General features: G+C 36.1%; 18 protein-coding genes and 1 other annotated feature. Of the genes, 14 read left to right on the top strand and 4 right to left on the bottom strand.

Annotated elements, in window-relative coordinates; all coding sequences use genetic code 11:
• Positions 1–8: 8 nt before the first annotated feature.
• From hemB to ysxE, 4 genes are all read left to right on the top strand, one after another.
• Positions 9–992, top strand: coding sequence for a porphobilinogen synthase (gene hemB / locus PY093_RS08440; RefSeq protein WP_275645451.1), 984 nt, complete (start codon positions 9–11; stop codon positions 990–992).
• Positions 993–1,261: 269 nt separating this feature from the next.
• Complete coding sequence (gene hemL / locus PY093_RS08445) at positions 1,262–2,551, top strand: glutamate-1-semialdehyde 2,1-aminomutase (protein WP_275645452.1); 1,290 nt, start codon at positions 1,262–1,264, stop codon at positions 2,549–2,551.
• Positions 2,552–2,854: 303 nt separating this feature from the next.
• The gene (gene spoVID, locus PY093_RS08450) at positions 2,855–4,102 is read left to right on the top strand and encodes a stage VI sporulation protein D (protein ID WP_275645453.1); all 1,248 of its coding nucleotides are present in this window, start codon (positions 2,855–2,857) and stop codon (positions 4,100–4,102) included.
• Positions 4,103–4,187: 85 nt separating this feature from the next.
• Positions 4,188–5,246, top strand: a complete 1,059-nt coding sequence (ysxE, locus tag PY093_RS08455; RefSeq protein WP_275645454.1) for a spore coat protein YsxE — start codon at positions 4,188–4,190, stop codon at positions 5,244–5,246.
• Between the two features lie 268 nt (positions 5,247–5,514).
• Here ysxE and PY093_RS08460 read toward each other — a convergent pair whose 3' ends face one another.
• Entirely contained in the window at positions 5,515–5,703 is a 189-nt protein-coding gene (locus PY093_RS08460) for a hypothetical protein (protein ID WP_275645455.1), read from the bottom strand.
• Positions 5,704–5,937: 234 nt separating this feature from the next.
• Positions 5,938–6,196, top strand: a binding site (T-box leader).
• 73 nt (positions 6,197–6,269) lie between these two features.
• Here PY093_RS08460 and PY093_RS08465 point away from each other — a divergent pair.
• From PY093_RS08465 to PY093_RS08480, 4 genes are all read left to right on the top strand, one after another.
• Entirely contained in the window at positions 6,270–8,912 is a 2,643-nt protein-coding gene (locus PY093_RS08465) for a valine--tRNA ligase (RefSeq protein ID WP_275645456.1), read from the top strand.
• 88 nt (positions 8,913–9,000) lie between these two features.
• Entirely contained in the window at positions 9,001–10,323 is a 1,323-nt protein-coding gene (locus tag PY093_RS08470) for a bifunctional folylpolyglutamate synthase/dihydrofolate synthase (protein ID WP_275645457.1), read from the top strand.
• A 122-nt stretch (positions 10,324–10,445) separates the two neighbouring features.
• Positions 10,446–12,170, top strand: coding sequence for a sensor domain-containing diguanylate cyclase (locus PY093_RS08475; protein ID WP_275645458.1), 1,725 nt, complete (start codon positions 10,446–10,448; stop codon positions 12,168–12,170).
• A gap of 137 nt (positions 12,171–12,307) precedes the next feature.
• On the top strand, positions 12,308–14,014 hold the full coding sequence (locus tag PY093_RS08480) for a vWA domain-containing protein (protein WP_275645459.1): 1,707 nt from the start codon (positions 12,308–12,310) through the stop codon (positions 14,012–14,014).
• A 56-nt stretch (positions 14,015–14,070) separates the two neighbouring features.
• Here PY093_RS08480 and PY093_RS08485 read toward each other — a convergent pair whose 3' ends face one another.
• Genes PY093_RS08485 through PY093_RS08495 form a run of 3 tightly spaced genes read right to left on the bottom strand, consistent with a single transcriptional unit; the run spans position 14,071 to position 16,965 of the window.
• On the bottom strand, positions 14,071–15,837 hold the full coding sequence (locus tag PY093_RS08485; protein ID WP_275645460.1) for a hypothetical protein: 1,767 nt from the start codon (positions 15,835–15,837) through the stop codon (positions 14,071–14,073).
• 14 nt (positions 15,838–15,851) lie between these two features.
• Entirely contained in the window at positions 15,852–16,478 is a 627-nt protein-coding gene (locus PY093_RS08490; RefSeq protein WP_275645461.1) for a PilW family protein, read from the bottom strand.
• The gene (locus PY093_RS08495; RefSeq protein ID WP_275645462.1) at positions 16,462–16,965 is read right to left on the bottom strand and encodes a type IV pilus modification PilV family protein; all 504 of its coding nucleotides are present in this window, start codon (positions 16,963–16,965) and stop codon (positions 16,462–16,464) included. Before PY093_RS08495 ends, PY093_RS08490 begins: the two co-directional genes overlap by 17 nt.
• 149 nt (positions 16,966–17,114) lie before the next feature.
• On the opposite strand from PY093_RS08495, the gene PY093_RS08500 reads away from it, so the two are divergent.
• The 6 genes from PY093_RS08500 (at position 17,115) to PY093_RS08525 (ending at position 24,600) form a co-directional block, all read left to right on the top strand.
• A complete protein-coding gene (locus tag PY093_RS08500) occupies positions 17,115–18,440 on the top strand; it encodes a hypothetical protein (protein ID WP_275645463.1) in 1,326 nt (441 codons plus the stop codon).
• A gap of 78 nt (positions 18,441–18,518) precedes the next feature.
• Complete coding sequence (locus PY093_RS08505) at positions 18,519–19,310, top strand: PRC-barrel domain-containing protein (protein ID WP_275645464.1); 792 nt, start codon at positions 18,519–18,521, stop codon at positions 19,308–19,310.
• Positions 19,311–19,325: 15 nt separating this feature from the next.
• A complete protein-coding gene (locus PY093_RS08510) occupies positions 19,326–20,660 on the top strand; it encodes a VanW family protein (protein ID WP_275645465.1) in 1,335 nt (444 codons plus the stop codon).
• A gap of 20 nt (positions 20,661–20,680) precedes the next feature.
• Positions 20,681–22,342 (top strand): GspE/PulE family protein, encoded by a 1,662-nt coding sequence (locus PY093_RS08515; RefSeq protein WP_275645466.1) that lies wholly within the window; start codon positions 20,681–20,683, stop codon positions 22,340–22,342.
• 15 nt (positions 22,343–22,357) lie between these two features.
• Entirely contained in the window at positions 22,358–23,392 is a 1,035-nt protein-coding gene (locus tag PY093_RS08520) for a type IV pilus twitching motility protein PilT (protein ID WP_481769289.1), read from the top strand.
• Positions 23,392–24,600, top strand: coding sequence for a type II secretion system F family protein (locus PY093_RS08525; protein WP_275645468.1), 1,209 nt, complete (start codon positions 23,392–23,394; stop codon positions 24,598–24,600). The genes PY093_RS08520 and PY093_RS08525 overlap by 1 nt, the downstream gene beginning before the upstream one ends.
• The last annotated feature ends 18 nt before the right edge of the window (positions 24,601–24,618 follow it).

Below are 24,618 nucleotides of genomic sequence, written 5' to 3' on the forward strand. Positions count from 1 at the left end.
TATACGAAATGAAAGAACTTCAATTTACCCGCCATCGTCGTTTACGTCATAGTGAAAATTTACGTGGTCTAGTAAGAGAAACACATCTACAGAAAGAAGACTTAATTTATCCGATTTTTGTTGTTGAAGGAGAGAATAAGAGAAATCCTGTTGCTTCCATGCCTGGTGTAGAACAAGTATCTTTAGATATATTAATTGGAGAAATGCAAGAGGTTGTTAATCTAGGCATTAAATCAGTTATTGTATTTGGCATACCTGCTAATAAGGACGAATTAGGTACACAAGCCTATCATGATAATGGTATTGTCCAAAGAGCGATTACTAAAATTAAAGAGCATTTTCCTGATTTAGTTGTTATCGCTGATACTTGCTTGTGCCATTATACATCACACGGGCATTGTGGCATTGTTGAAGAAGGAAAAATTTTAAATGATCCAACATTAGATTTACTTGCGAGAACAGCTGTTAGCCAAGCCAAAGCTGGGGCCGATGTGATAGCACCGTCAAATATGATGGATGGATTTGTAGCAGCGATTCGTTTGGGGTTAGATGAAGCAGGCTTTGACCATATTCCAATCATGTCGTATGGAGTCAAATATGGTTCAGCTTTTTATGGACCTTTCCGTGACGCTGCTCATAGTTCACCACAGTTTGGCGACCGTAAAACCTATCAAATGGATCCTGCCAATCGTGCAGAAGCATTACGTGAAGCAGAATCTGATATGCTTGAAGGAGCAGACTTTTTAATTGTGAAACCTGCATTATCATACCTAGATATTATTCGTGATGTTAAAAGCAATTTAAATGTACCCGTTGTTGCTTATAATGTAAGTGGAGAGTATTCTATGGTTAAAGCTGCAGCAGCAAACGGATGGATTAATGAAAAAGAAATTGTCCAAGAAATGCTAATTAGTATGAAGCGCGCTGGGGCAGATTTAATTATTACATACTTTGCAAAAGATGTAGCATGTTGGATATCTGAAGAAAAATAAGAACGCGGTAATAGGATCAGTCATCTTTTAAAAATAATAGGCAGCGTAACTTGCTGCCTTTTTCCAAAGATAAGAAAGTATAAAAGTTTGTACCTAGTTTTAGTGTCTAGCTCCGGGCGCCACCCGGCTCTATGGTATAAGCCAATCCGTCCGGAAGGTTAAAGAACAACCTTCCAGCCGGCTTGTCTTATGCTTGTCGCCGATAGGCGGGCGCGCCTTTCGCTTTTCTTAACCATAAACATATTTTAATTTGAAGGGAGTTTGAATATATGCGTAGTTATGATAAGTCCAAAGCAGCATTTAAAGAAGCAGGGAAACTAATGCCTGGAGGGGTTAATAGCCCTGTTCGTGCATTCAAACAAGTAAAAATGGACCCAATTTTTATTGAACGTGGTGAAGGATCTAAAGTATACGATATTGATGGAAACGAATACATAGATTATGTACTTTCATGGGGACCACTTATTCATGGGCATGCAAATAGTAGAGTTGTTGAGGCATTAAAGAAAGTAACCGAAATGGGGACAAGCTTTGGTGCACCGACTTTAATAGAAAATGAATTAGCTAGGCTTGTAATTGAACGTGTCCCTTCAATTGAAGTCGTTAGAATGGTAAGCTCTGGAACGGAAGCAACAATGAGTGCACTTCGCTTAGCTAGAGGCTATACAAACCGAAATAAAATTATGAAGTTTGAAGGGTGCTATCATGGGCATGGTGACTCATTGCTCATAAAAGCAGGTTCAGGCGTTGCTACACTTGGTTTACCTGATAGCCCAGGTGTACCAGAAAGTGTTGCTAAAAACACCATCACAGTCCCATATAATGACCTTGAGAGCGTAAAATATGCGTTTAAACAGTTTGGTGATGATATTGCATGTATCATTGTAGAACCAGTTGCAGGAAATATGGGTGTTGTGCCCCCGCAGCCTGGCTTTTTAGAAGGACTACGAGATATAACGAAACAAAACGATTCGCTACTTATTTTTGATGAAGTTATGACTGGGTTTAGAGTGGATTACAATTGTGCCCAAGGATATTATGGTGTGACTCCTGATCTGACTTGTTTAGGAAAAGTAATAGGTGGGGGACTACCAGTTGGGGCTTATGGTGGACGAGCTGAAATCATGGAGCAAATCGCACCAAGTGGGCCAATCTATCAAGCAGGTACTTTATCTGGAAATCCTTTGGCGATGACTGGTGGGTATGAGACACTCATCCAACTCACTCCAGAATCCTACCAAGAATTTTCAAGAAAAGCTGATCGTTTAATAGAAGGTTTAGGTGCTGCAGCAAAAAAATATCATATCCCTCATCACTTTAACCGTGCTGGTTCAATGGTGGGCTTCTTTTTTACAAATGAAGAGGTAACAAACTATGAACAAGCTAAGACATCAAATTTAGACTATTTTGCGACCTATTTCCGAGAGATGGCCAACCAAGGTATCTTCCTTCCACCTTCTCAGTTTGAGGGTATGTTCTTATCAACTGCGCATACCGATGATGATATTGAAAAAACAATTATCGCAGCAGAGAATGCCTTTGCAAAGCTTAATGTTTAATTAGATTGACACTTGGAATGACTTCCGAGTGTCTTTTTTTTGTTAATAAATTTATAAAATTGTAAGGTTGTGTATAACTTCGTGTCTTTTGTCTATCTACGTCTAGCTCCAGGCGCCATCGGACCTGAGGTCATAAGCCGATTAGCGGGCGCCCTGCGCTTTTGCTCTGTTTCTTAAATTAGATAGCAAGCAATATTTTAATCCAATGTTTTGAAGTTTTATTCATAAAAGTATTATTCCTAACATAAATCTGTATTGTCATAGTAAAAAGTTTCGTATTGGAACTGAAAGGAGGAATAGGCTTTGGCATCAGATAACCAATCGTGTTTACGATTTTCTGTAGAAGAGTCAGTCTGGTTTCAAAAAGGACAGGAAGTCTTAGAACTTGTTTCAATTACATTAGACCCAGATATTGTGATTCAAGAGCTTGATCAATATGTGTCAATTAGAGGGGCGTTACAACTATCAGGAGAATATCGTATAGATGATACCCGCCGAACAGAAGAAGATACAAATGACTATACATCAGTACGTGTTGTAAATGAGGTAACAACTCGTGACGATGGAATTAGTGAGTTAAAGCACCGTTTTCCGGTGGATGTTACAATCCCTAAGAATAGAATTCAAAATCTTGATGAAGTATATGTGGCAATCGAATCATTCGATTATGAATTGCCGAAACGGGGTTGCTTACAATTAGTAGCGGATCTGTCAATTAGTGGCATCTACGGTAGTCAGCAAAGTGTTCCTTCTGTTGAAAGTGAGCAAGAGGCGCGCGAAGAATATGAAGTAGTTAAAAAAAGTAGTGCAAATAATGAAAATCAAACAGATGTGGAAGAAGAAGCTAATACCCCGGTTGTTGAAGCAAGGGAAACACCTACACAAGAAGAGCAGCAAGAAGTTGTGGGTTATGCTTTAGAAGAGGCTAACTATGTAGCTAACGCTAGAGCAGAACAACCAGAAGGTGTAGTTGTCGAAGATGAAGGAGATGTTCAGGAACAACCAATAAGTGCCGGGTATGATTATAATCACAATTATGAAATAGAGCAGACTGAAGATAGTGATGACGATGACCTGTTCTCACCTTTTGAGGTAGAGGGTAGAAAAGAAGCATATCATGAAGATGTTGATAAAGGAGATGTGTTAGCTGAGGTTTTAAAACAGCCTTCCCCTCAAATTGAGATGAAGGGAAGGGTTGAAAATAATAACAGTTGGACTCCTCATGCAAAACAAGAAGAAGAAAAAGGCAAAGAAAAAGTTACAGCGAATGCCAGAGAAGTACATGAAACAGATGAAAATCAGCAACAACAAGCCGTCACTCAAAAAAGTGAAAATAGACTGTACTTAACTAAGATTTTCGCTCGTGATGATGAAGAAGATTTTACAAAGATGAAGATATGTATTGTTCAGCAAGATGATTCTTTAGATTCGATTGCTGAACGTTATGAAGTTAATGTTCAACAGTTATTAAGGGTTAATCAATTAGACTTAAATCAAGATGTTAGTGAGGGACAGCTTTTGTATATTCCAGTCCCTGTAAATAATAAATAAAATGAGTTTCATTAAAACAGTGTGAGTGAGGTGTGTCTTCCCTCACCTGTTTTAATTTTTATAAGAAAGAGAGGGAGTGGCCCTTATGACTGAGAATTTAATTAACTATTACGGGCCGATTCTGGAACGTTATAATATACCAAAACCTGATTTTATTGAGGAAAATGGCAAAGTGAAAAAAGTGTCTACCAAAAATGGCATATATGCGTTGAAATCTATTTCGTCTAAGGAAGCTAAACAATTTCCAACTATAATAAATAAGCTTTATCATCAAGGGTTTACGAGAATAGTTCCGTTGTATTCTACAAGGGAAAATCACTATATTACGCAATATGACAATAAATATCACTATTTAATGCCTTGGTTCAGTAATGAATTAAGAAAAGAAAGAGATGAACGACATCAAATGCTCTTCCGTGAATTAGCAAGGCTACACACATATTCGGCTAAGGAATCAGCTATTAATGAAAGTGATGTAACTGAGCATTATCAGTTTCTGACGGATCAGTGGGATAAGCGGTTGACGTTCTTAGAGAAATTTGTCACAAATTGTGAAGAAAAATGGTATATGTCACCGTTTGAATTACAATTTTGCACTTTTTATCATGAAATGGTTCAAGCGGGAAATTTTGCTCGTGTCAAGTTTGATGAGTGGTACGAAATGATGAAGGAAAAGAAGAAAGTTAGAACAGTATTAAATCATGGAAAAGTATCAGTCAAACATTTCCTTTTTGATGAAAAAGGCAACGGATATTTTTGCAATTTTGAAAGGGCAAAAGTCGCTTCCCCAATTAACGACCTTATTTCTTTTTATTATCGAACTCTTCACACCTATCCAGTCCAAAGCTATGAATGCCTTGACTGGCTATCAACCTATCGAAAATCCTTTCAATTAAAAGAAGAGGAACTAACACTATTATTAAGCTACATGACATTTCCAGAACCCCTATATAGATGTGCTCTGAATTATTCATCTAAGAATCGAAACAATAGTGAACGTCAGTATGTTAGAGAATTACAAAAATCCTATTGGCAAATGAAGAATATAGAATTTATAGTGACTGCTTTAGTGGAAGAGGAAAAAAGAAAACAAGAGCAAGAACAACAAGAACTGCTCCAAAAAGAAGAGCAATCCCATACGTAATATGATGTATGGGATTTTTTGTTGCTAAGGAATTTATAAAATTGTAAGGTTGTGTATAACTTCGTGTCGTGTCTTTTGTCTATCTACGTCTAGCTCCAGGCGCCATCGGACCTGAGGTCATAAGCCATTTCCTTTAAGAAGGAAAAACAACCTTCTTGAATAAACCGTCTTATGCTTGACTTGCACAGGATGTGCTGATGTCGATGTTCGCCACAGGACGTGGCGGTTTTTAATCGATGCGCCGATAAGCGGGCGCCTTGCGCTTTTCTTATAGCCATTCTAAAAACAATGAACAAGCTAACAATATAAAAATGGCAAGTAAAATGACATCAAAAGTAGTTGGGAGAAAAATAGTGCGGATACCTTGGAATACTGTCAGTGGAATAATGAATTGAACGCAAATAGCACGAGTTTGTCGTAACCAAGGTGGGTAAGAGTAATGTTTAAATTTTGACACCTTGAATTCCTCCTCTTAAGATTACATTATTTTCTAATTGGATATTACTAAGGTATGCCTTTTTTATAAAAACAGTTCCAAACGAATAAACTTTTAATATAATGTTGTATAATTTAATAAAATGTGGAGAAGAATATTGACGTTAAGAGTATTTTTTAGGTACTATATGGTAAGAGAAGAATTAAATGTTGATTTTCAAATTCGCACAATGTATTATCAATATACTTACATACATCACATACAATGAGAGGGAAGAGTACAACGGTTTTACTCCTTCAGAGAGAGAAATCAACTGCTGAAAGGTTTCTCAGGTTAGTAACGTTGGAAGGTCGCCCTTGAGTAGCTATTATGAACTGAGTAGTTATACTCAAAGTAGTAAAAGCCGGCTAATGCCGTTATCGTTTGAGAGCTTAGACAATTGCTTATTAACTTTGGTTTGCATTGTTTAAGAACAAAGGTGGCACCGCGGAATGTAACTCCTTTCGTCCTTTATTGGATGAATGGAGTTTTTTATTGTGTTTAAGGGGAAGAAAATTAACTTTAAGAGGCAATTAGGAGGAAACACTATGGATAAGATTCAACAGAGTTTACCAACAAAGTATGATCCTAAGGCGATTGAAGCAAATCGTTATGACTATTGGCTGAAGGGTAAGTTTTTTGAAGCGACAGGAGCGCCAGAAAAGAAGCCCTATACAATCGTAATACCACCACCAAACGTAACTGGTAAATTACACTTAGGCCATGCTTGGGATACTACATTGCAAGATATATTAACGAGAATTAAGCGTATGCAAGGCTACGATGTTCTATGGTTGCCAGGAATGGACCATGCCGGGATAGCGACACAAGCTAAGGTTGAAGGGAAATTACGTGAAGAAGGTAAATCACGCTATGATCTTGGTCGAGAAAAGTTTGTTGAAGAAACATGGAAGTGGAAAGAAGAATATGCATCTCACATTAGAGAGCAATGGTCAAAGCTTGGGTTAGGCTTGGACTATTCACGTGAGCGTTTTACACTAGATGAAGGTTTATCTAAGGCTGTTCGTGAGGTATTCGTTTCTTTATACAAAAAAGGACTAATCTATCGTGGCGAATATATCATTAACTGGGACCCTGCAACGAAGACTGCCCTTTCAGACATTGAAGTTATTCATCAAGATGTTCAAGGTGCATTTTATCATATGCGTTACCCATTAGCTGATGGTTCAGGTCATATCGAAATTGCTACAACCCGTCCAGAGACTATGCTTGGTGATACAGCAATTGCGGTTCATCCAGAAGACGAGCGCTATAAGCATCTAATAGGTAAAAAAGCGATTTTACCGATTGTAGGACGTGAAATTGAAATCGTTGGTGATGATTATGTTGATATGGAATTTGGATCAGGTGCTGTTAAAATTACCCCTGCACATGACCCTAACGACTTTGAAATTGGAAACCGACACAACCTAGAGCGTGTTCTCGTTATGAATGAAGATGGAACAATGAATGCTAATGCTTGCGAATACCAAGGCATGGATCGTTTCGATTGCCGTATCAAAATTGTGAAGGACCTACAAGCTTCTGGAGTCCTTTTCAAAATTGAAGAGCATATGCACTCAGTTGGACACAGTGAGCGAAGTGGTGCTGTAGTTGAGCCTTATCTTTCAACTCAGTGGTTTGTTAAAATGCAGCCTCTTGCTGATAAAGCAATCGAATTACAAGCAAATGTTGAGAAGGTTCAATTTGTTCCGGATCGTTTTGAAAAAACATATCTACGTTGGATGGAAAATATTCGTGATTGGTGTATTTCTCGTCAGCTGTGGTGGGGACACCGTATTCCAGCATGGTACCACAAAGAAACTGGGGAAGTTTTTGTGGATCATGAGCCACCAGCAGATATTGAAAACTGGACTCAAGATAATGATGTATTAGACACATGGTTTAGCTCAGCATTATGGCCATTTTCTACTATGGGATGGCCGAATGAAGAAGCAGCTGATTATAAGCGCCACTACCCAGCTGACGTACTTGTTACAGGATATGATATTATTTTCTTCTGGGTTTCAAGAATGATTTTCCAGGGACTTGAATTTACTGGAAAAAGACCATTTAACGATGTATTAATTCATGGATTAGTACGTGATGCACAAGGACAAAAAATGAGTAAATCACTTGGTAATGGTGTAGATCCAATGGATGTAATTGCCAAGTATGGTGCTGACTCGCTTCGATACTTCTTATCAACTGGAAGCTCACCAGGCCAAGACTTACGTTTTAGCATCGAAAAGGTTGAAGCGACCTGGAACTTTGCAAATAAAATTTGGAATGCCTCTCGCTTTGCGTTAATGAATATGGATGGCTTATCATTTGAAGAAATCGATTTAACTGGAGAAAAGTCAGTTGCTGACAAATGGATTCTTACTCGATTAAACGAGACAATTGAAAATGTTTCGAAGCTAGTTGATAAGTATGAATTTGGTGAAGTTGGCCGTCTACTATACAACTTCATTTGGGACGATTTCTGTGATTGGTATATTGAAATGGCGAAACTGCCTTTATATGGGGATAATGAATCTGCCAAGAAGACAACTCGGTCTATTCTTGCCTATGTTTTAGACAATACAATGAGGTTGTTACATCCGTTTATGCCATTTATTACGGAAGAGATTTGGAAAAACCTTCCACACGAAGGCGAATCAATTACTATTGCTAAATGGCCAAACGTTCGTGAGGAACTTTCCGATATGCAAGCAGCAAGTGACATGCGTCTACTTGTAGATGTAATCCGATCTGTCAGAAACATTCGAGCGGAAGTAAATACTCCAATGAGTAAACAAATAAAACTACAAATTAAAGCTAAAGATGAACAAGTCCTAGAGCAACTAGAATCGAATCGTTCATACCTTGAAAGATTCTGTAACACAAGCGAACTAACAATCGCTACTTCAATTCAAACATCTGAAAAATCAATGAGTGCCGTAATAACAGGGGCGGAGCTTTCTCTTCCACTTGAGGGCTTAATCAATATTGATGAAGAAATAAACAGATTAAACAAAGAGCTAGAAAAACTGGATAAAGAAGTTGCCAGAGTTCAAAAGAAACTAAGTAATGAAGGATTTGTTAAAAAAGCACCTGTTAATGTTATCGAAGAAGAACGCTTAAAAGAACAAGATTATATCGAAAAACGAAATGCAGTTCGTGTGCGAATTGAAGAATTAAAAGTATAATTTAGTTAGACGAATCCTACTGCTGGATTCGTCTTAAATTTGTTATATACTTAGTAAGTAGATTAAGGATTTTCTTGGAGGGAAAGATGTGTTACAGACATATGAGGAAGCACTATTTTGGATACATTCAAGGCTAAGACTTGGAATCAAGCCGGGATTAATGAGAATGGAATGGATGTTGGACAGGCTTAACAATCCAGAAAGAAAATTAACAGCTATACATATTGCTGGAACAAATGGAAAAGGGTCAACTGTTAGTTATTTACGAAATATGTTACAAGTAGCGGGTTATCGAGTGGGGACGTTTACCTCACCCTATTTTGAAGTATTTAACGAACGGATCAGTGTAAACGGAAGGCCGATTGATAATGGAGACATCCTTTCTCTAGCACAAGTCATTCAACCTCTAGCTTTAGAATTAGAGAACACAGAATTAGGCCCACCTTCTGAATTTGAAATTATAACAGCAATGGCTATTTATTATTTTGGAACTCATGAAGAGATAGACGTGGTACTTTTTGAAACAGGTTTAGGAGGAAGATTGGACTCTACAAATGTCATTGATCCTATTCTTTCTATTATTACGAACATAGGTTTCGATCATATGAACTTACTAGGGGAAACACTTCCTGAAATTGCTTCCGAAAAGGCGGGAATCATTAAAGGGAATATTCCGTTAATAACAAGCGTTGAACAGAGTGAAGCATTAGAAGTAATTATAGAAAAAGCAACAACTTTACATGCGCAAATGTATCGAAAAGACAAAGAGTACCAAATTATAAATCAACAACCAGTATTAGATGGTGAAGTTTTTTCACTTAGAACACCCTTCCAGACCTTTGATGATTTGAAAATAACCATGATGGGTGAACACCAGGTTAAAAATGCTGCCTTAGCTGTAATGGCGGTAAACTATTTACAAAGTCAATCATTATTTGAGCTAACAAATGATCATATTCAAGAAGGCTTATTACAGACACGATGGATCGGTAGATTTGAACAATTATGCAATGATCCGACAATTATAATAGATGGAGCACATAATCCAGAAGGAATAAACAGTTTAGTTAAAACTTTGTCATCTCGTTATTCAACGAAAAAAATTCAGATTATCTTTAGTGCTCTTCGTGACAAAAAACTTGCTGATATGTTGATCCCTTTAGAAAGTGTTGCAGATTCAATAACATTTACTAGTTTTGATTTTCCAAGGGTATTTACAGCGAAAGAGCTATATGAGATGTCAACAATTCATAATAAATCCTATGATGAAGACTGGAAAAGCTGTATTGACACTAGTCTCCATAAAATATCAGAAGATGAAATACTAATCGTTACTGGATCTCTTTACTTTTTGTCAGATGCACGACCATATATTGTCAAACTCACAGAAAATGTCGAAAAGTATTCTTGAATACGGGTAATTTGACCTATTTTTTATATGACAACTGACTGAAAATTTGTTAGAATTACAATTATTGTTTCTTTTTCATAAAAATTACTATAACTGTTAGTTAAATGGGAGGGAGGAGTGGCATGAAAGTCAGTACACGAGCTCGAAGTACGATATGGATTTTGTGGGCATTTACTACGCCCTTATTAATTTGGCTTACCTATCAGAATACAAAACCAGATATTCTCAGTTATGGAATGGATATCATTGGCTTTGTTATATTGACCTCAATTGTCTCTTTCCTTCCTATAATAATAAAGGATACGCCTATCTTTCTTTATGAAGGTATTTCTTTAGCTGTATTTTTATCATTTGGCCTTTTTGCAGAAATATTTGTCGCCCAGATTGCGCTAACGATTGTATTAATTTCAGTTAGGGTAGGCTGGCGAGACAATCACCGTATACCACTTAATTCTTTGATTTTTTTGTTCACTTCGATTATCAGTGCCATTGTATTCTACCTATTAGGTGGAACACATGATGAGAAAGATCTAGCAGCTCTTACGTTTTTAATTCCACTTATTTCTTATGAAATTATCAAATTTTTTTCAAACCAGTCATTAATTCATATTGCTCACCGAATATTATATAAGAAAAAAGATCATTTCATCACAAAAGATTTACTTAGGCAAGCACTAATTTCTATGCTCCAATTTCCAGTTGGGGTTGTTCTCTACATTTTATATGTTGATATGGGACCAATAGCAACATTATATATTGGAATACCCTTAGCGACCTTTTCCATTATATTTAAACACTATCATGCAAGTCAGAAAGTTAACTATTATTTGCAAAAGGCAAGTGAAATCGGGCATCAATTAGCAGGTAGATTAAATGTAGATGAGGTATTAGATTTAATAATTGAGAAATTATCTACAGTCCTTCCTGTTGATTATGCATATATATTGGACGTTGTAGAAGAAAAAGATGAGCTTCAATTAATAAAATATATGGAACGAGGCAAGGCACAGGCTATTAATATCGGTCCATTAAAGAGAAATGAAGGTATAGGTGGCACTGTATGGCAAACAGAAAAAGCAGTGCTTTTTAATAAAAGAAGTGAATGGCAAGATATCACACAAGGTTATCTTCCTACCTCTGTCGAGAGTGTTATATGTGTTCCGATTGTTAGGAATAAACAAGTAATTGGAGTAGTAGCACTTGCCTCAAATAAAAGACGTGCATATGAAAAATATCAATTAATGATCGTTGATTTGCTCGTTTCTTATCTTGCTGTCGCAGTTGAAAACGCAAAGCATTACGAAGAAACAAAGAATAAAAGTGAGCGCTGTCCATTAACAGAATTATATAATTATCGGTATTTTGAAGGGGTGCTTGAAAAAGAGTTTTCAAAATTAACGAATCCGGACAATTCACAGACACTGTCCTTAATCTTACTTGATATTGATCATTTTAAGGCTGTAAATGACACATATGGTCATCAAAGTGGGAATGAGATACTATGTGAGCTCTCAAATAGGCTAGTAAGCACTATTGATAATCGTGGAACTGTTGCTCGGTATGGAGGAGAAGAATTTGTTATCCTTCTACCAAATACAAACAAGGAAGATAGCTATGACATTGCGGAAAATGTTCGTAAAATGATAGCTAACAATCCATTTACGCTTTATAATGACCTTGATAAATATCGAAAACAAATCCTTGTTCCAATTACAGCAAGTATTGGTGTTGCAACAGCACCTGAGGATGCCGATGACCCATTAGCACTAGTAAGGCATGCGGATAGAGCCATGTATACCGGTGCAAAACAAGCTGGAAGAAATAAAGTTGCGCAATATGTAAGTTAGGACCTCTGTAGCAAGTATCTATGGAGGCTTTTTTCAATTTAAAAAATAGATAATAAACTCTACCCTAAATTGTATTGTTTGATATAATAAAAATAGAATAGGACTTTTGTATGTATCTTAATGGAGGTTGGCGGCTAATGCTTAGTAATCGTTCTACTTATATAAAATTAATTGTTGCTTTACTGTTAGTTGTTACACCGCTACTTCATTCATTTAAGGTACTTGCAATGACTAATGTTAATTCTTCACAACCGTCGTTAGATGCCATAATTCGACCTGAAAAGCCAATTATAGAAATGAACGAGAATGGGATTACAGAAGGTAACATCCTTATCGATTTAATTCCGAGCGGGGTTGCCGAAAAAAAAATTTCTCGCAATCCTATTGATGTTGTTTTCGTTTTTGATAAATCGGGGTCAATGAGTGATTTTGTCAAAGACGGTACCAAGCTACAATATGCGAAAGATGCTGTTGAGATAGCAACAAATATATTTAAAGAAAATGGAAAAAAAGGGCGTGACCGTGACCGGTTTGCACTTGTACCATTCGATACTGATATAAATATAATCAATTCTATTGATACACTTAAAAATAACCCAACCTTAGTTAGTAATATGGTGGACAAGTTGTCTGCTCAAGGTGGAACAAATTATACACAGGCACTACAGAAAGCACGAGAGATTTTGGTAGAGGATTCAAACAACAACAATGGTAATCCTCAGGAAGAACGAGATAAATTTATTATATTCTTAACGGATGGGATTCCGACGAATTCTCAAAAAGAAATGTGGGTAAATGGTCATTACCGTGAGATAACTTATCTCGGTGGTATATTCGATTTATTATTTGGACAAAGAATTACTTTACCTGGACAATATAAAAACGTCTATTATGATGCTAATCCAGGCAGAAACTATGCGTATTTTGAACATTCAAGTAAAATATTTCGTTATGAAAACCGATTTGATATTAGTATAAATGACTCTATAAGGAGCCAAGCCAGAGAAGAAGCGGCTAAATTAGCAGGAGAAGATATTACACTTTATTCAATTGGTTTTGGTAATGAAAATGACTTAGATATGTCTTTTCTTACAGAGCTTTCTTCAATTTCAAACGGAAAAGCTGTACAAGCTAATGTCGATACCATTTCTGAATATTTCCGAAAAATATCAACGAATCTTTCTTCAGAATACCCATCCTTCAATGAAGGATTTGTCCGCTTTGTCCCACCTGATAATGTAATCATTGAAGAAGGTCATTCTATTAAAAAAATTGGCAATGAAGTCATTATGGATTTAGAGGATATACCGTTTGATCCTAACCCACCACAGTTAAATGATCAGCGGTTACGTTACACATTACCTGTGAAATTACTAAGTGAAGGAATATATAGTTTCAGCTTTGATATAGTATACAATGGTGGGGCAGTTGTTGTTAAAAAATCTGCCGTCATAGAAGTAAAGAAATCTAAGATTCCTTTAAGTAAGATCGCATTTGAGCCTAATACTAAAACGATGTTTATCGGAGAAAAAATTAGATTAGATAATTTACTTATTTTTTCTCCATATAATGCAACAAATAAAAAGATAGAATCCCTAACACCGCTGAATTCTAAATATGTTTCATTAGAAAAAGTAGACAATGAATGGTGGATAGTAGCGGAAAAAAGTGGTACTGAAACCATAACTGTTAATGCTGAAGAAAAAGATGAAAAGAATCAAGCTATCTCTGCCTCGTTGCTGATATTTGTAAAGGAAATAGATGATCAACCAGGTGAAGGTGGAGGCCAGAGTGACCCTGATATACCAAATGAGCCAGGCGAGGGGTTAGATTATCGCTGGTAGTTAATAGAATGAAATTTGACTACAATAAAAGCCAAATCCAAAAGTGGATTTGGCTTTTATTGTATCATCATATCGTCTAATATTAGCTGCAATCTATCTACTCTGGGTAAAGCATCAAGTTGATCAATAATTACGGATCGATCATAATCGATTATAAATCTTGAATATTGACTTTTTTGTGCCGCAGATGAAATAATATTTGGTGCTAGATTATAGCTTTTTTGAATCGAATTTTGTCTAATTGCATTAATAGTAAGGCTTTCTTTAGCGAATAACCCTCCTTTTATATTAAATAGTGAACCTACTCCATACAAAGTCGCAGAGGAATCTGTATAAAAGTATGCTTCTAGTGGTGTATTTGCAGGATTAGTATAATCTCTAAATTCATTTATTCTAGTAATAATCATGTCTTGTTGTGCAAGTAGAACAAGCTGTTTGTTATTTAGACCACTTATTTTCGTATTATATACTTCTGCTTTACCTAGTGTATAAATAGTAGAAGCAAATTGTACCTCATCATCTTCCTGTAATTCTTCTTTACCATCTGGAGTTAAATTGTCTCCTCTAATAATTAAATCACCAGTAACTAAAATATTTCCATTTATCTCGATTGTGGACTGTAATGAACTGTCTATTACTAAATCACCATGAACGACTAGCCAAGCATCCTCTATGTCAAGGTTATTAGTAACAAATAATGGAGCATTCTCAACATGATTAGGGCTTCTTATTTCAAAATCGTTTTCAGCTTCATCTAAAGATATATCTGCATATACTACTGTGGTATATTTTGGTTGAATGGCACTGTTAATATCTAGATAGTTTTCATCCTTTTCAATTAAGTATAGTGGCGAATCGCAATTGTTCGTTCCACTAATAGAGTCTTCGTTCGAATTTATGATAATTTCACGACATGGCTCTAGTAGAGATTTTATCGCGAAATTGATACTATTTTCATCGTTAAAATTATCTTCAGTAGTGGGTGTGCCACTATAGCCTTGGAGCTGGTTTATTTTTTGAGCAAAGGTTTTTTTGAAATTGACATCAACATATTCGCTTGTCGCCCTCTTAATAATTGGCACACCATTTTCGGAAGAAATATTTGATTTAAAAAAATAATTTGATAGGCTCGGATCACTTAACAACTCATTCCCATTAATAGTCCCTCGTACACTTAGTTCCCCTTGAAGTGAAGGATAAACACTTGGTGCTTGGTTTTCAATTTGGCCGTTTCTTTGTGAGACTTCATCGTTGAAATATACAGTATTAGAGATATTGAAGGTATTGCCATACATATTTCCAATAATCTTTGAACCACCATTTAAATTAACTATCCCTTCAGGACTAGAACCGGCTGCATATTGGAGAAAACTAGGTGTTGGTGATAGAAATAATCTTCGGCTTGCTGTTCGAGTTCTTCCATCAGCATTCGTCGCGGTAACAGCAATGTTATATACCCTTGTAAAGTGTTCTAAAGGATTAATATCATATTCATTAGACAGGTTTGTGATTTTAAGTGAGGGATTGTATTGCGATTGAAGATCTTCAATAAATGTAGCTAACTGTGCTTTGTACCTAGTATCTTTAAGCATGGCTTCATTTAATTTGAACGAAGGTTGACTAATCTCATAATGAAATTTGGCAATTACTTCTTCCATGATCTTAACTGCTTCATATGTTGTTGCGATATCTTCTTTTCTGATTTCCGTTCTCTTTGCACCACCAATTGTTGCTGCGACAATTGTGAGTCCTAGTGTCATAAAAATGAGGCTGACCAGTAACACTAGGATTAAGCTAGAGCCTTTTTCATTCCTGGTAATCATTAACTTTCCTCCTATTAAAACCCAAATTGACTCTCTAATTGTAGTGGCTCAACATACAATGGACTACCCTCTTTATATCGAGAATGACCAACCTGTAAATTCATATTTATAATCGCACTTTTAAACATTGGAGTTTCACTCAGATCTTGCTGATAGACTTCTTCTATTCCTAGAATTTCTATTTTTGAGTTAGTAAAGGTTGAATTAGGAGATGAAAGGGTAGAACTTTCTGTTAATGTTTCATTTTCTTTAGATTTATTAATTTCGATTACTTCTCTCACAACTGTATCATTAATAATAAATCTAATAATTACAGTAGTTTCTTTTTCAGACTCACCCACTAATTCCTTAGCATCGTTATTTACATTTATCTGTTTACTATCAATGAGCTCAATACAGTTCTCTGTTGCTTCACAGTATTTGATAATATCAACTGAGGATTGATTCATTTCATTAATAATCATACTTACAACGTAATCGGCTTCATCCCTAAGAAATCCTTCAATGCCAATTTTTTGATAGACTTTGACTCCTGATAGAAAGACACTATAAATAGTAAGGATAGCAATTGATGATAGGGTCAATGCAACTAGAAGTTCTACAACCGTAATGCCTACTTGTTTATTATCGAATAGCTTCATTTATAACATACCCCTCAATTGAAGTAGTATTTGTTCCCCAGTTTACTGTAATTGTTGTTGGTATGAGGTATTCTCTTAACTTCTGATCTATATGCTTTTTCATTTTTACAGAAACAGAATATTGAACATTATTAAATGTTTGTAAAAACACTTCATCACAATATTGATCAAAAACGGTTTCCCCTGATTTATGAGTATCGCTACAATTAGTTACAGTAAGTGTAATAGCACCATCAGATAGAGGTTCTGTTAAAGGCTCTATGTATTGTTCATTTAATTTAGTGAAATTTTGTCTTTCCATATATACTAGCATATTTCTTGCCACATATATTCCAAGCGTTTTATCTTCATTTATTTTTGAATAGGAGTAGGCTTGAGTGAAAAAAGAAAACATGCCAAGTGAAATTATTCCGAGAATCGTTATGGAAAGCATTACTTCAATTAAAGTAAATCCTTTTGAGTTAGCTAAAAATTTGTTTGGAATCATTTCGTCCCCTTCTTTCAAAATACGTAAGTTTATTATACAATAACTAATAGTCGATAATTGTCTAATTAAGACGGATTTATGAACTTTTTGCCGAAAAAGGAAGTGATTCCTTACCTGATTAATATAAAAATATCGAAAGAGGTGAGAAATTGGGGACCATCATATTTACCGTCACTGCACTTATCATTCTTATACCCTTACTATATTTTTTACCGCTTGGCTTTAAGAAGCAAGGTAAACTCATTATCATTGCAAGTTCTTTATGTCTAGCACTTATTGGGTTATTAGCTAATACAGTATTTGAATTATGGCAAACCTCATTACTATTGTTATTATTTGCATTAGCAGCTACATATTTAATTGAAAAAAAACTAAGCTCTTTTGTTTTTGCTGATACCTCTACCGAAGAGGTGAAGACTGTTGAAGATGACGCTTATTCGAGTGATAATAAACAATCCCTTGATTCTGATAGATCTGAGCCGGCAGTAGCTTCACCAGCACTTCAAGAGAATATAAATAGTAACGATCCCAGCCTTAATGAAGATGAGATCGAGGAAGTTAAACATAATGAAATCTTAGATGGTGTTGTTCTTGCTCAGACATCCCAACAAGAAAATACGAATGACAGCATTTTACCTGTGGACGCAGTTTTAGAAAGTGATGATGAAGATCATCAGGACATACTAATTGAAAATGACCAAGAAACATTGGCTGCTAGTAACGATGAAGAGTCTCAGAATTGGGCTGATTTAGAAGAACTAAATGATCTTCATAAGGTTAACGATGAACTTGATCTGAATTTAGAAGAGCCGACAACAAATACATTAGATGATAATAGTATCGTAGATTACAATATCGATGAAATTATTGAAGAATCAAAAACACAAGCAAGCTACAACAATGACTTAAATATCGATGAAATTGAAGAAGTCGATCATTCTATAACAGAATCAGTTAATGCTGATGTATTTGCAGAAGAAGATACAGTACTCGATGAACCTGAAAACGATGTTGATGAATATGACTCAGTGATAGAACCTGCTAAAGGAGATAGTAGTTCATCTGATGAAACACTATCAGATCCTATTAGTTTTGGGGAAGAGGTTGAAAGTGGCGGACTAGAGGAAAGTGCATTAGTAGCTCAAGAGAACATTAACGACTTAGATTTAGTTAAGGAGAAACGAAAGAATCGGTTACAAAAACAAATGTTTCATACTATGGTTTCACAGTTACAGCTGAGCAGAAAATATCTGTCTGTTACAGAGTATGAGAAACGTGTCAAAGATCATTTGCACCCAAATCTACCAGCCCAAGATTATTATACATTCTCATATTTATTAATTGAACATTACATTTCTGAACATAATGAGAGAGAACTACATTCCTTAATAAACCATTTAAAAGATAAATTTACAAATTTCGTAATCATTCAACAACAATTGCATTTTTTAGAGCAACATTATTGTAAAAAATGACTATTTTTTTGTCGATACATGGTACAATGATAGACATGAATCAGTCGTGAACTAAATAGAACAGGTGTGGTGAAAAGAATGAAAAAAAGTACCGAAATAGTAAGTCTGCCGATTATTAGCATTTCTGAAGGTCAACAAGTAGGTAAAGTAAAATCGCTAGTAATTAATCCAGATAAAGGTTCAATTGATTTTTTAACGATTGAGCATGAGGACTGGCAAGTAAGTGTAAAAGCGATTCCCTATAAAAAAGTCGTTGGTATTGGAGAATATGCTGTTACAGTTGAAAGTGATAGTGCTGTTATTGATTTAAACGAAATTCCTATTGCTAATCAGTTAGTGAATAAGAAAATAAAAATCACGAACACTAAAGTTATGACCCGCAAAGGAGAACTACTTGGTGAGGTTACAGAATATTTTGTAGATGATGAAACAGGAAATATTCTAGGTGTGTTGTTAAATGTAACAAACCGTGAAGTAACGCTTGCTTCAGATTCAATTTTAACATACGGAAAAGATATCATTATTGTAAAAGAAGATGCTTCTTCACTCTATCTTGAATCAGCTGATCAATTAATTCATCCAGTACCAGCTACTGATGACGTTATTGGCTCATTTGCAGGTGATGTTGTTAAATCTCAAGTTGATCCATTTGAAGGACTTACATTGCTTGATGAAGATGACGAAGTTAAAGCTCTAAAAGAAAAACAAGTAGAAATATTGCTTGGAAAGACAGTGATAAAAGATATTGTCGGATCTGATGGTCAGGTGCTGTTTACAGAAGGTACTGTATTAACAGAGGATGATATCCTAACTGCACTAGAGGACGGCCCAAGTGTTGTTGTTGAGTTATCTATGCACGTTGAAGCCTAAAAAGGAGGCAGATGAGTGAGAAACTTGCGTGAACTAAAGCTGCTCGCTGCTATAATTTTTTGCACAAGTTATATTTTTAGTTTCTCACAATTAGGTGCTTTTGCATATGAATCTGTATTCAGCCCTGGTAATAGCTTTGAGGAAGGAACGATGATCGGTCCTATTAATGTCTCAAGCTTAACAAAAGAAGAAGCGATAAAGAAGATAGAGAATGAAATACTTGATTGGGAAGCCAAAACTCAATTATATATAAAAAATAAAGAAAACGATAAAGTAATCAATACTTCATTGTTTTCTTTTTCAGTTATAGAAAGTGTTTCAAATGCTCAGGATAGAAGTGTTTCGCCTCTTCTTGTAGCCATATCTGACGAACATTATACAGCAGTTCTCAAGGACATAGCTGATGATTCACTTAGAGAGAACCTAGATGTCGACAAGCTGCAAAGCGATCTTGAAAAAGTTGCTGAAAATCTTCAGACTGGAGAATTTACTTTCCAGTTGTTAAATTACGGAAAGAATAAAGAGAAAAATGAAATTGTTTCAGAGAGTATTGTTGCAACTACAGCATATCATGATGAAATATCGAAATTTATTAATCGTATAAATACAATAAAGGTCCCTCCTAGGTCTCAAGTTTCTTTGTTAGAAATGATTGGTGACGATGAATTACCGGGCTATTCTCCAGAGGCTTTAAGTATTATTGCTTCAGGTCTGTATAAAGCTGTTCTAGCAACTAATTTTGAAATAATTGAACGCCATTATAGCCGAAATTTACCAACTTATGCAGAATTAGGTTATGAAGCTAGAATTCTACCAGAAAATAACGATTTTGTCTTTTATAACCCAAATACAACAGAGTACACTTTTCAACTTGAGTTGTTTAAAGATCGCTTATATACGTCCATAACGGGTGTACCTTTCATATTTGGTTATCAGGTTATAATTGATACTATTCAAGCATTTGAACCTAGAACTGTCCTCCAATATAAAAGTACGGTTTCCATTGGAGAAGTAGTTGTTAAGGAAGCAGGAACAAAGGGCTTTCTTATCCCGATATTTCGTTTAACCCTGGACGAATCATTTGATATTATTGAAAAAATCAAAATTGCTGAAGATTTCTACCCACCTATTCACAGGGTTGAAATCCATAGCTTAGCGAGTAAACCCGGTAACACAAGGGAAAACAAAGCTAGTAACCCAGGAAATGGGAATGATTTAACATTGGTTCCTGAAGGGAATGAACGTACTGATGGTAATAATTCCGTGGCGGAAGACAATGTTGGTGTAGAAAAAAATCATAAAGATGACGAGCTTTGGGGGACTCCTGGAGCTCCAATGAAGGGCGAATAAGTCTAAAGTAGGGATGTCAAATGAAACAAAGTCGTAAAAGATTAGGTGATTTATTAGTTGAAGCGGGTCTAATAACTGTAGACCAGCTTCAACTTACATTAAACGAGAAAAGTGAGTCCCAAAAGCTTGGGGATGCACTACTACAACATGGATATATCACTGAACAGCAATTAATCGAAGTATTGGAATTTCAATTAGGAATACCACACATTAGTTTATTTCGTTTCCCATTTGATCCCAAGATGACGAGCTTAGTACCTAAGGAATTTGCAAAGCGGAACTTATTGGTCCCGCTCAAAAAAGAAGGGGACAAACTTTTTGTCGCTATGTCGGATCCAATGGATTTTTACGCAATCGATGATTTACGGTTAGCAACGGGGTTTCAAATTGAAACCGCAATTGCCACAAAGGACGATATCCTTCGTGCTATTTCAAAATACTATGATGTTGACGATAGTATGGATGAATTGCTAACTAACCTTAAAACAGGGCAAGAGGTTGAAGAAGACAAAATTACAGATACTGACTCACCAGTTGTTAGATTAGTTAATCAAATACTGCAAAACGCGATCCAACTTCGTGCTAGTGACATTCACATAGATCCACAAGAGACAAAAGTTGTGATACGCTATCGTGTAGACGGTGTACTACGTACAGAAAGATCACTGCCCAAGCATATGCAGAACGTTTTAATTGCTAGGATTAAAATTATGTCTAACCTTGATATTACTGAACACCGCATACCTCAAGATGGCCGTATGAAAATGAACCTAGACTTTCATCCGGTCGATTTACGTATCGCCACACTACCTACAGTATTTGGAGAAAAAATTGTCTTACGTATTTTAGATTTAAGCAGTGCGTTAAATGATATCAATAAATTAGGCTTTAATAAGCTGAATATCTCACGCTTTTTAAGTCTTATTGAAAAGCCAACAGGTATTGTGTTAATCACAGGACCAACTGGTTCTGGAAAATCTTCAACTCTATATGCCGCGTTAAATCGACTTAATCGTGAAGAAGTGAATATTATTACGATAGAAGACCCTGTTGAATATCAACTTGAGGGAGTAAATCAAATACAAGTGAACCCTACTATTGGAATGACATTTGCAAAAGGCTTGAGATCAATTTTACGGCAGGATCCAAATATTATTATGGTTGGTGAAATAAGGGACCGGGAAACAGCAGATGTAGCGATTAGAGCATCCCTAACAGGGCATTTAGTTTTAAGCACACTGCATACAAACGATTCTCTTGGGACAATAACTAGACTAATGGATATGGGGGTAGAACCATTCCTATTAGCATCATCTTTAAGTGGAATTGTTGCTCAACGTCTCGTTAGAAAGGTATGTCGAGATTGTGCCCAAAGCGAAGAGCCGACTAAGAGAGAGCTTGAAATATTCTCTAAAAGAGGAATTGCAATAACTGAGATTACACGCGGTAAAGGCTGCGGAACGTGTAATATGACAGGCTATAAAGGCCGTTTTGCAATCCACGAACTACTTGTTATAAATGATGACATGCGACGTGTAATTATGAACGGAGAATCTTTTTCAAAGCTGAGGGAAATTGCAATGAAAAATAAAACAATCTTCCTGCTAGATGATGGCTTGTTAAAAGTTAAACAAGGGTTAACAACTACAGAGGAGATACTAAGGGTTGCTATGCCAGAGTAGGTGATAAAAGTGAAAATGAAAATGGATAAACTTCTACGTGCAGCATTTGAATTAAAAGCTTCTGATATTCACTTAACTGTTGGAGTACCTCCAGTTATACGTATTAATGGTGAGTTGAAAAAATATGGACAAGATGTGCTAAAGCCTGATGACACAGAAGGAATGGCAAAGGCAATCATCTCAGAAACAATGTGGCCACAATTCATCGAAAAAGGTGAACTAGATTTTTCCTACGGCATTACAGGTGTATCTCGTTTTCGAGTAAATACCTTTTTTCAGCGTTCATGTATTGCGCTAGCTATAAGAATTGTCCCAACACAAATTCCAACTATTGATGAGCTTGAGCTGCCCCTAATCTTAAAAAAGATTTCAACGAAGCCACATGGACTTATACTTGTAACAGGTCCTACAGGAAGTGGTAAATCCACTACAATTGCTGCAATGCTAGACTATATGAATCAGACAATGCGTAAACACATCATCACCCTTGAAGATCCTATTGAATATTTACATAAGCACGGTAATTGTATAATAGACCAGCGCGAAGTAGGCTTTGATACAAAAAACTTTGCAAATGGATTACGTGCGTCTTTAAGACAAGATCCAGATGTTATTTTTGTTGGCGAAATGCGCGACCTAGAAACAATTCATACTGCCCTAACTGCTGCTGAAACGGGACACCTAGTTTTTGCTACCTTACATACATCAAGTGCACCCACCACGATTGACCGAATTATTGATGTATTCCCTGCCACGCAGCAAGCCCAAGTTAGAATTCAGTTAGCGTCAGTTCTAGTTGCAATCGTTTCCCAACGTTTATTTCCGACAACCGATAAAAAAGGCAGGAAAGCTGTAACTGAAGTACTGCTGAACAATTCAGCAGTTTCGAACTTGATTCGAAATGAAAAGATTCATCAGATAGTAAATGTGATGCAAACAAGTCGAGCACAAGGGATGCACACACTCGAAAGTCGACTTAAAGACTTTGTACAAGCAGGTGTTATATCAAGAGAAGCAGCCCTACCTTTTATACGGGAGAAGATTGAGTAATGCCAAAATATCGATATCAGGGTAGAGGTAAAGAAGGGAAAAGGTCAGGAAATATAACAAGCCCTTCAAAACGAGAAGCAATTAGTAAATTACGTGAAACAGGGATACGTGTAATAGATATTCAAGAAGTACCTGAAACCTTTTTAACAAAAGAGATAACAATTGGAAACCCAGTAAAATTACAAGATTTTGTGATTTTTATGCGCCAATTTTCTACGCTATTAAAAGCTGGTGTTTCCGTAGTAGAATCGACAAAAATATTGTCGAATCAAACCGAGAGCAAACCACTTAGAAGAGTATTAACAGAAATTGAAACAGACCTGCGTGAAGGTAACCCTTTATCAGCGGCGACTGCAAGACATAAGAAGATTTTTTCACCTATGTTTACGAGTATGATCAAAGCGGGAGAAGCAGGTGGGAATATGGACGAAATACTTGATCGCCTTGCTCTCCACTATGAAAAGCAGCATAGAACGAAGCAGAAAATACTATCTGCTCTCGCCTATCCAATTACAGTAGGAATAATTGCAGTGATCGTAGTTGTCTTTCTGCTTGTTGCAGTTGTTCCGACATTTGTAGAGATGTTTGCGGGGTTTGGAGCTGAGCTACCTGCTATAACCAAATTGGTTTTGAATGCAAGTGGTTTTATGCAGAAAATGTGGTGGCTAATTATCCTTCTAATAATTGGGATATACATTACTTATCTTCTACTAAAGCAACAAAAGAAAAGTAAATATTACATTGACTATTTCTCGCTAAGAATTCCGATATTCGGAAAAATGCTCCAAAAAGCAGCACTAGCAAGAATGACACGAACATTAAGTTCACTGTTTTCTAGTTCAGTCCCAATTTTGCAAGCATTGTCAATAGTAGAAAGCGTAGTCGAAAATGAAGTGATCACAAAAGTGCTACGTGAATCAAAGGATTCTCTAGAGAAAGGACAATCCTTAACAGAACCGATGAAAAAGCATTGGGCATTTCCACCGCTGATCACACAAATGATTGCAATCGGTGAAGAGACTGGATCACTTGATGAAATGCTAGGAAAAGTTGCAGATTTCTATGAGGCAGAAGTCGAGAGTAGTACGGATCGATTAAAATCATTGATAGAACCTTTGATGATCGTTTTCCTTGCTGGAATAGTCGGGACTATTGTAACATCTATTCTAGTTCCTATGTTCGACATATTCAATCAAATTCAGATGTAAACATCCATAAAAAAACAG

Origin of the sequence: Cytobacillus sp. S13-E01 (assembly GCF_029193815.1) — a bacterium.
GTDB lineage: Bacteria > Bacillota > Bacilli > Bacillales > Bacillaceae_L > Bacillus_BV.

Coding starts and splice junctions, on each gene's coding strand:
- PY093_RS08480 (WP_275645459.1), top strand. CDS start 12,308: ATGCTTAGTAATCGTTCTACTTATATAAAATTAATTGTTGCTTTACTG.
- hemB (WP_275645451.1), top strand. CDS start 9: ATGAAAGAACTTCAATTTACCCGCCATCGTCGTTTACGTCATAGTGAA.
- PY093_RS08465 (WP_275645456.1), top strand. CDS start 6,270: ATGGATAAGATTCAACAGAGTTTACCAACAAAGTATGATCCTAAGGCG.
- PY093_RS08490 (WP_275645461.1), bottom strand. CDS start 16,478: ATGAAGCTATTCGATAATAAACAAGTAGGCATTACGGTTGTAGAACTT.
- PY093_RS08485 (WP_275645460.1), bottom strand. CDS start 15,837: ATGATTACCAGGAATGAAAAAGGCTCTAGCTTAATCCTAGTGTTACTG.
- hemL (WP_275645452.1), top strand. CDS start 1,262: ATGCGTAGTTATGATAAGTCCAAAGCAGCATTTAAAGAAGCAGGGAAA.
- PY093_RS08495 (WP_275645462.1), bottom strand. CDS start 16,965: ATGATTCCAAACAAATTTTTAGCTAACTCAAAAGGATTTACTTTAATT.
- PY093_RS08515 (WP_275645466.1), top strand. CDS start 20,681: ATGAAACAAAGTCGTAAAAGATTAGGTGATTTATTAGTTGAAGCGGGT.
- ysxE (WP_275645454.1), top strand. CDS start 4,188: ATGACTGAGAATTTAATTAACTATTACGGGCCGATTCTGGAACGTTAT.
- PY093_RS08505 (WP_275645464.1), top strand. CDS start 18,519: ATGAAAAAAAGTACCGAAATAGTAAGTCTGCCGATTATTAGCATTTCT.
- PY093_RS08520 (WP_481769289.1), top strand. CDS start 22,358: ATGAAAATGGATAAACTTCTACGTGCAGCATTTGAATTAAAAGCTTCT.
- PY093_RS08525 (WP_275645468.1), top strand. CDS start 23,392: ATGCCAAAATATCGATATCAGGGTAGAGGTAAAGAAGGGAAAAGGTCA.
- PY093_RS08475 (WP_275645458.1), top strand. CDS start 10,446: ATGAAAGTCAGTACACGAGCTCGAAGTACGATATGGATTTTGTGGGCA.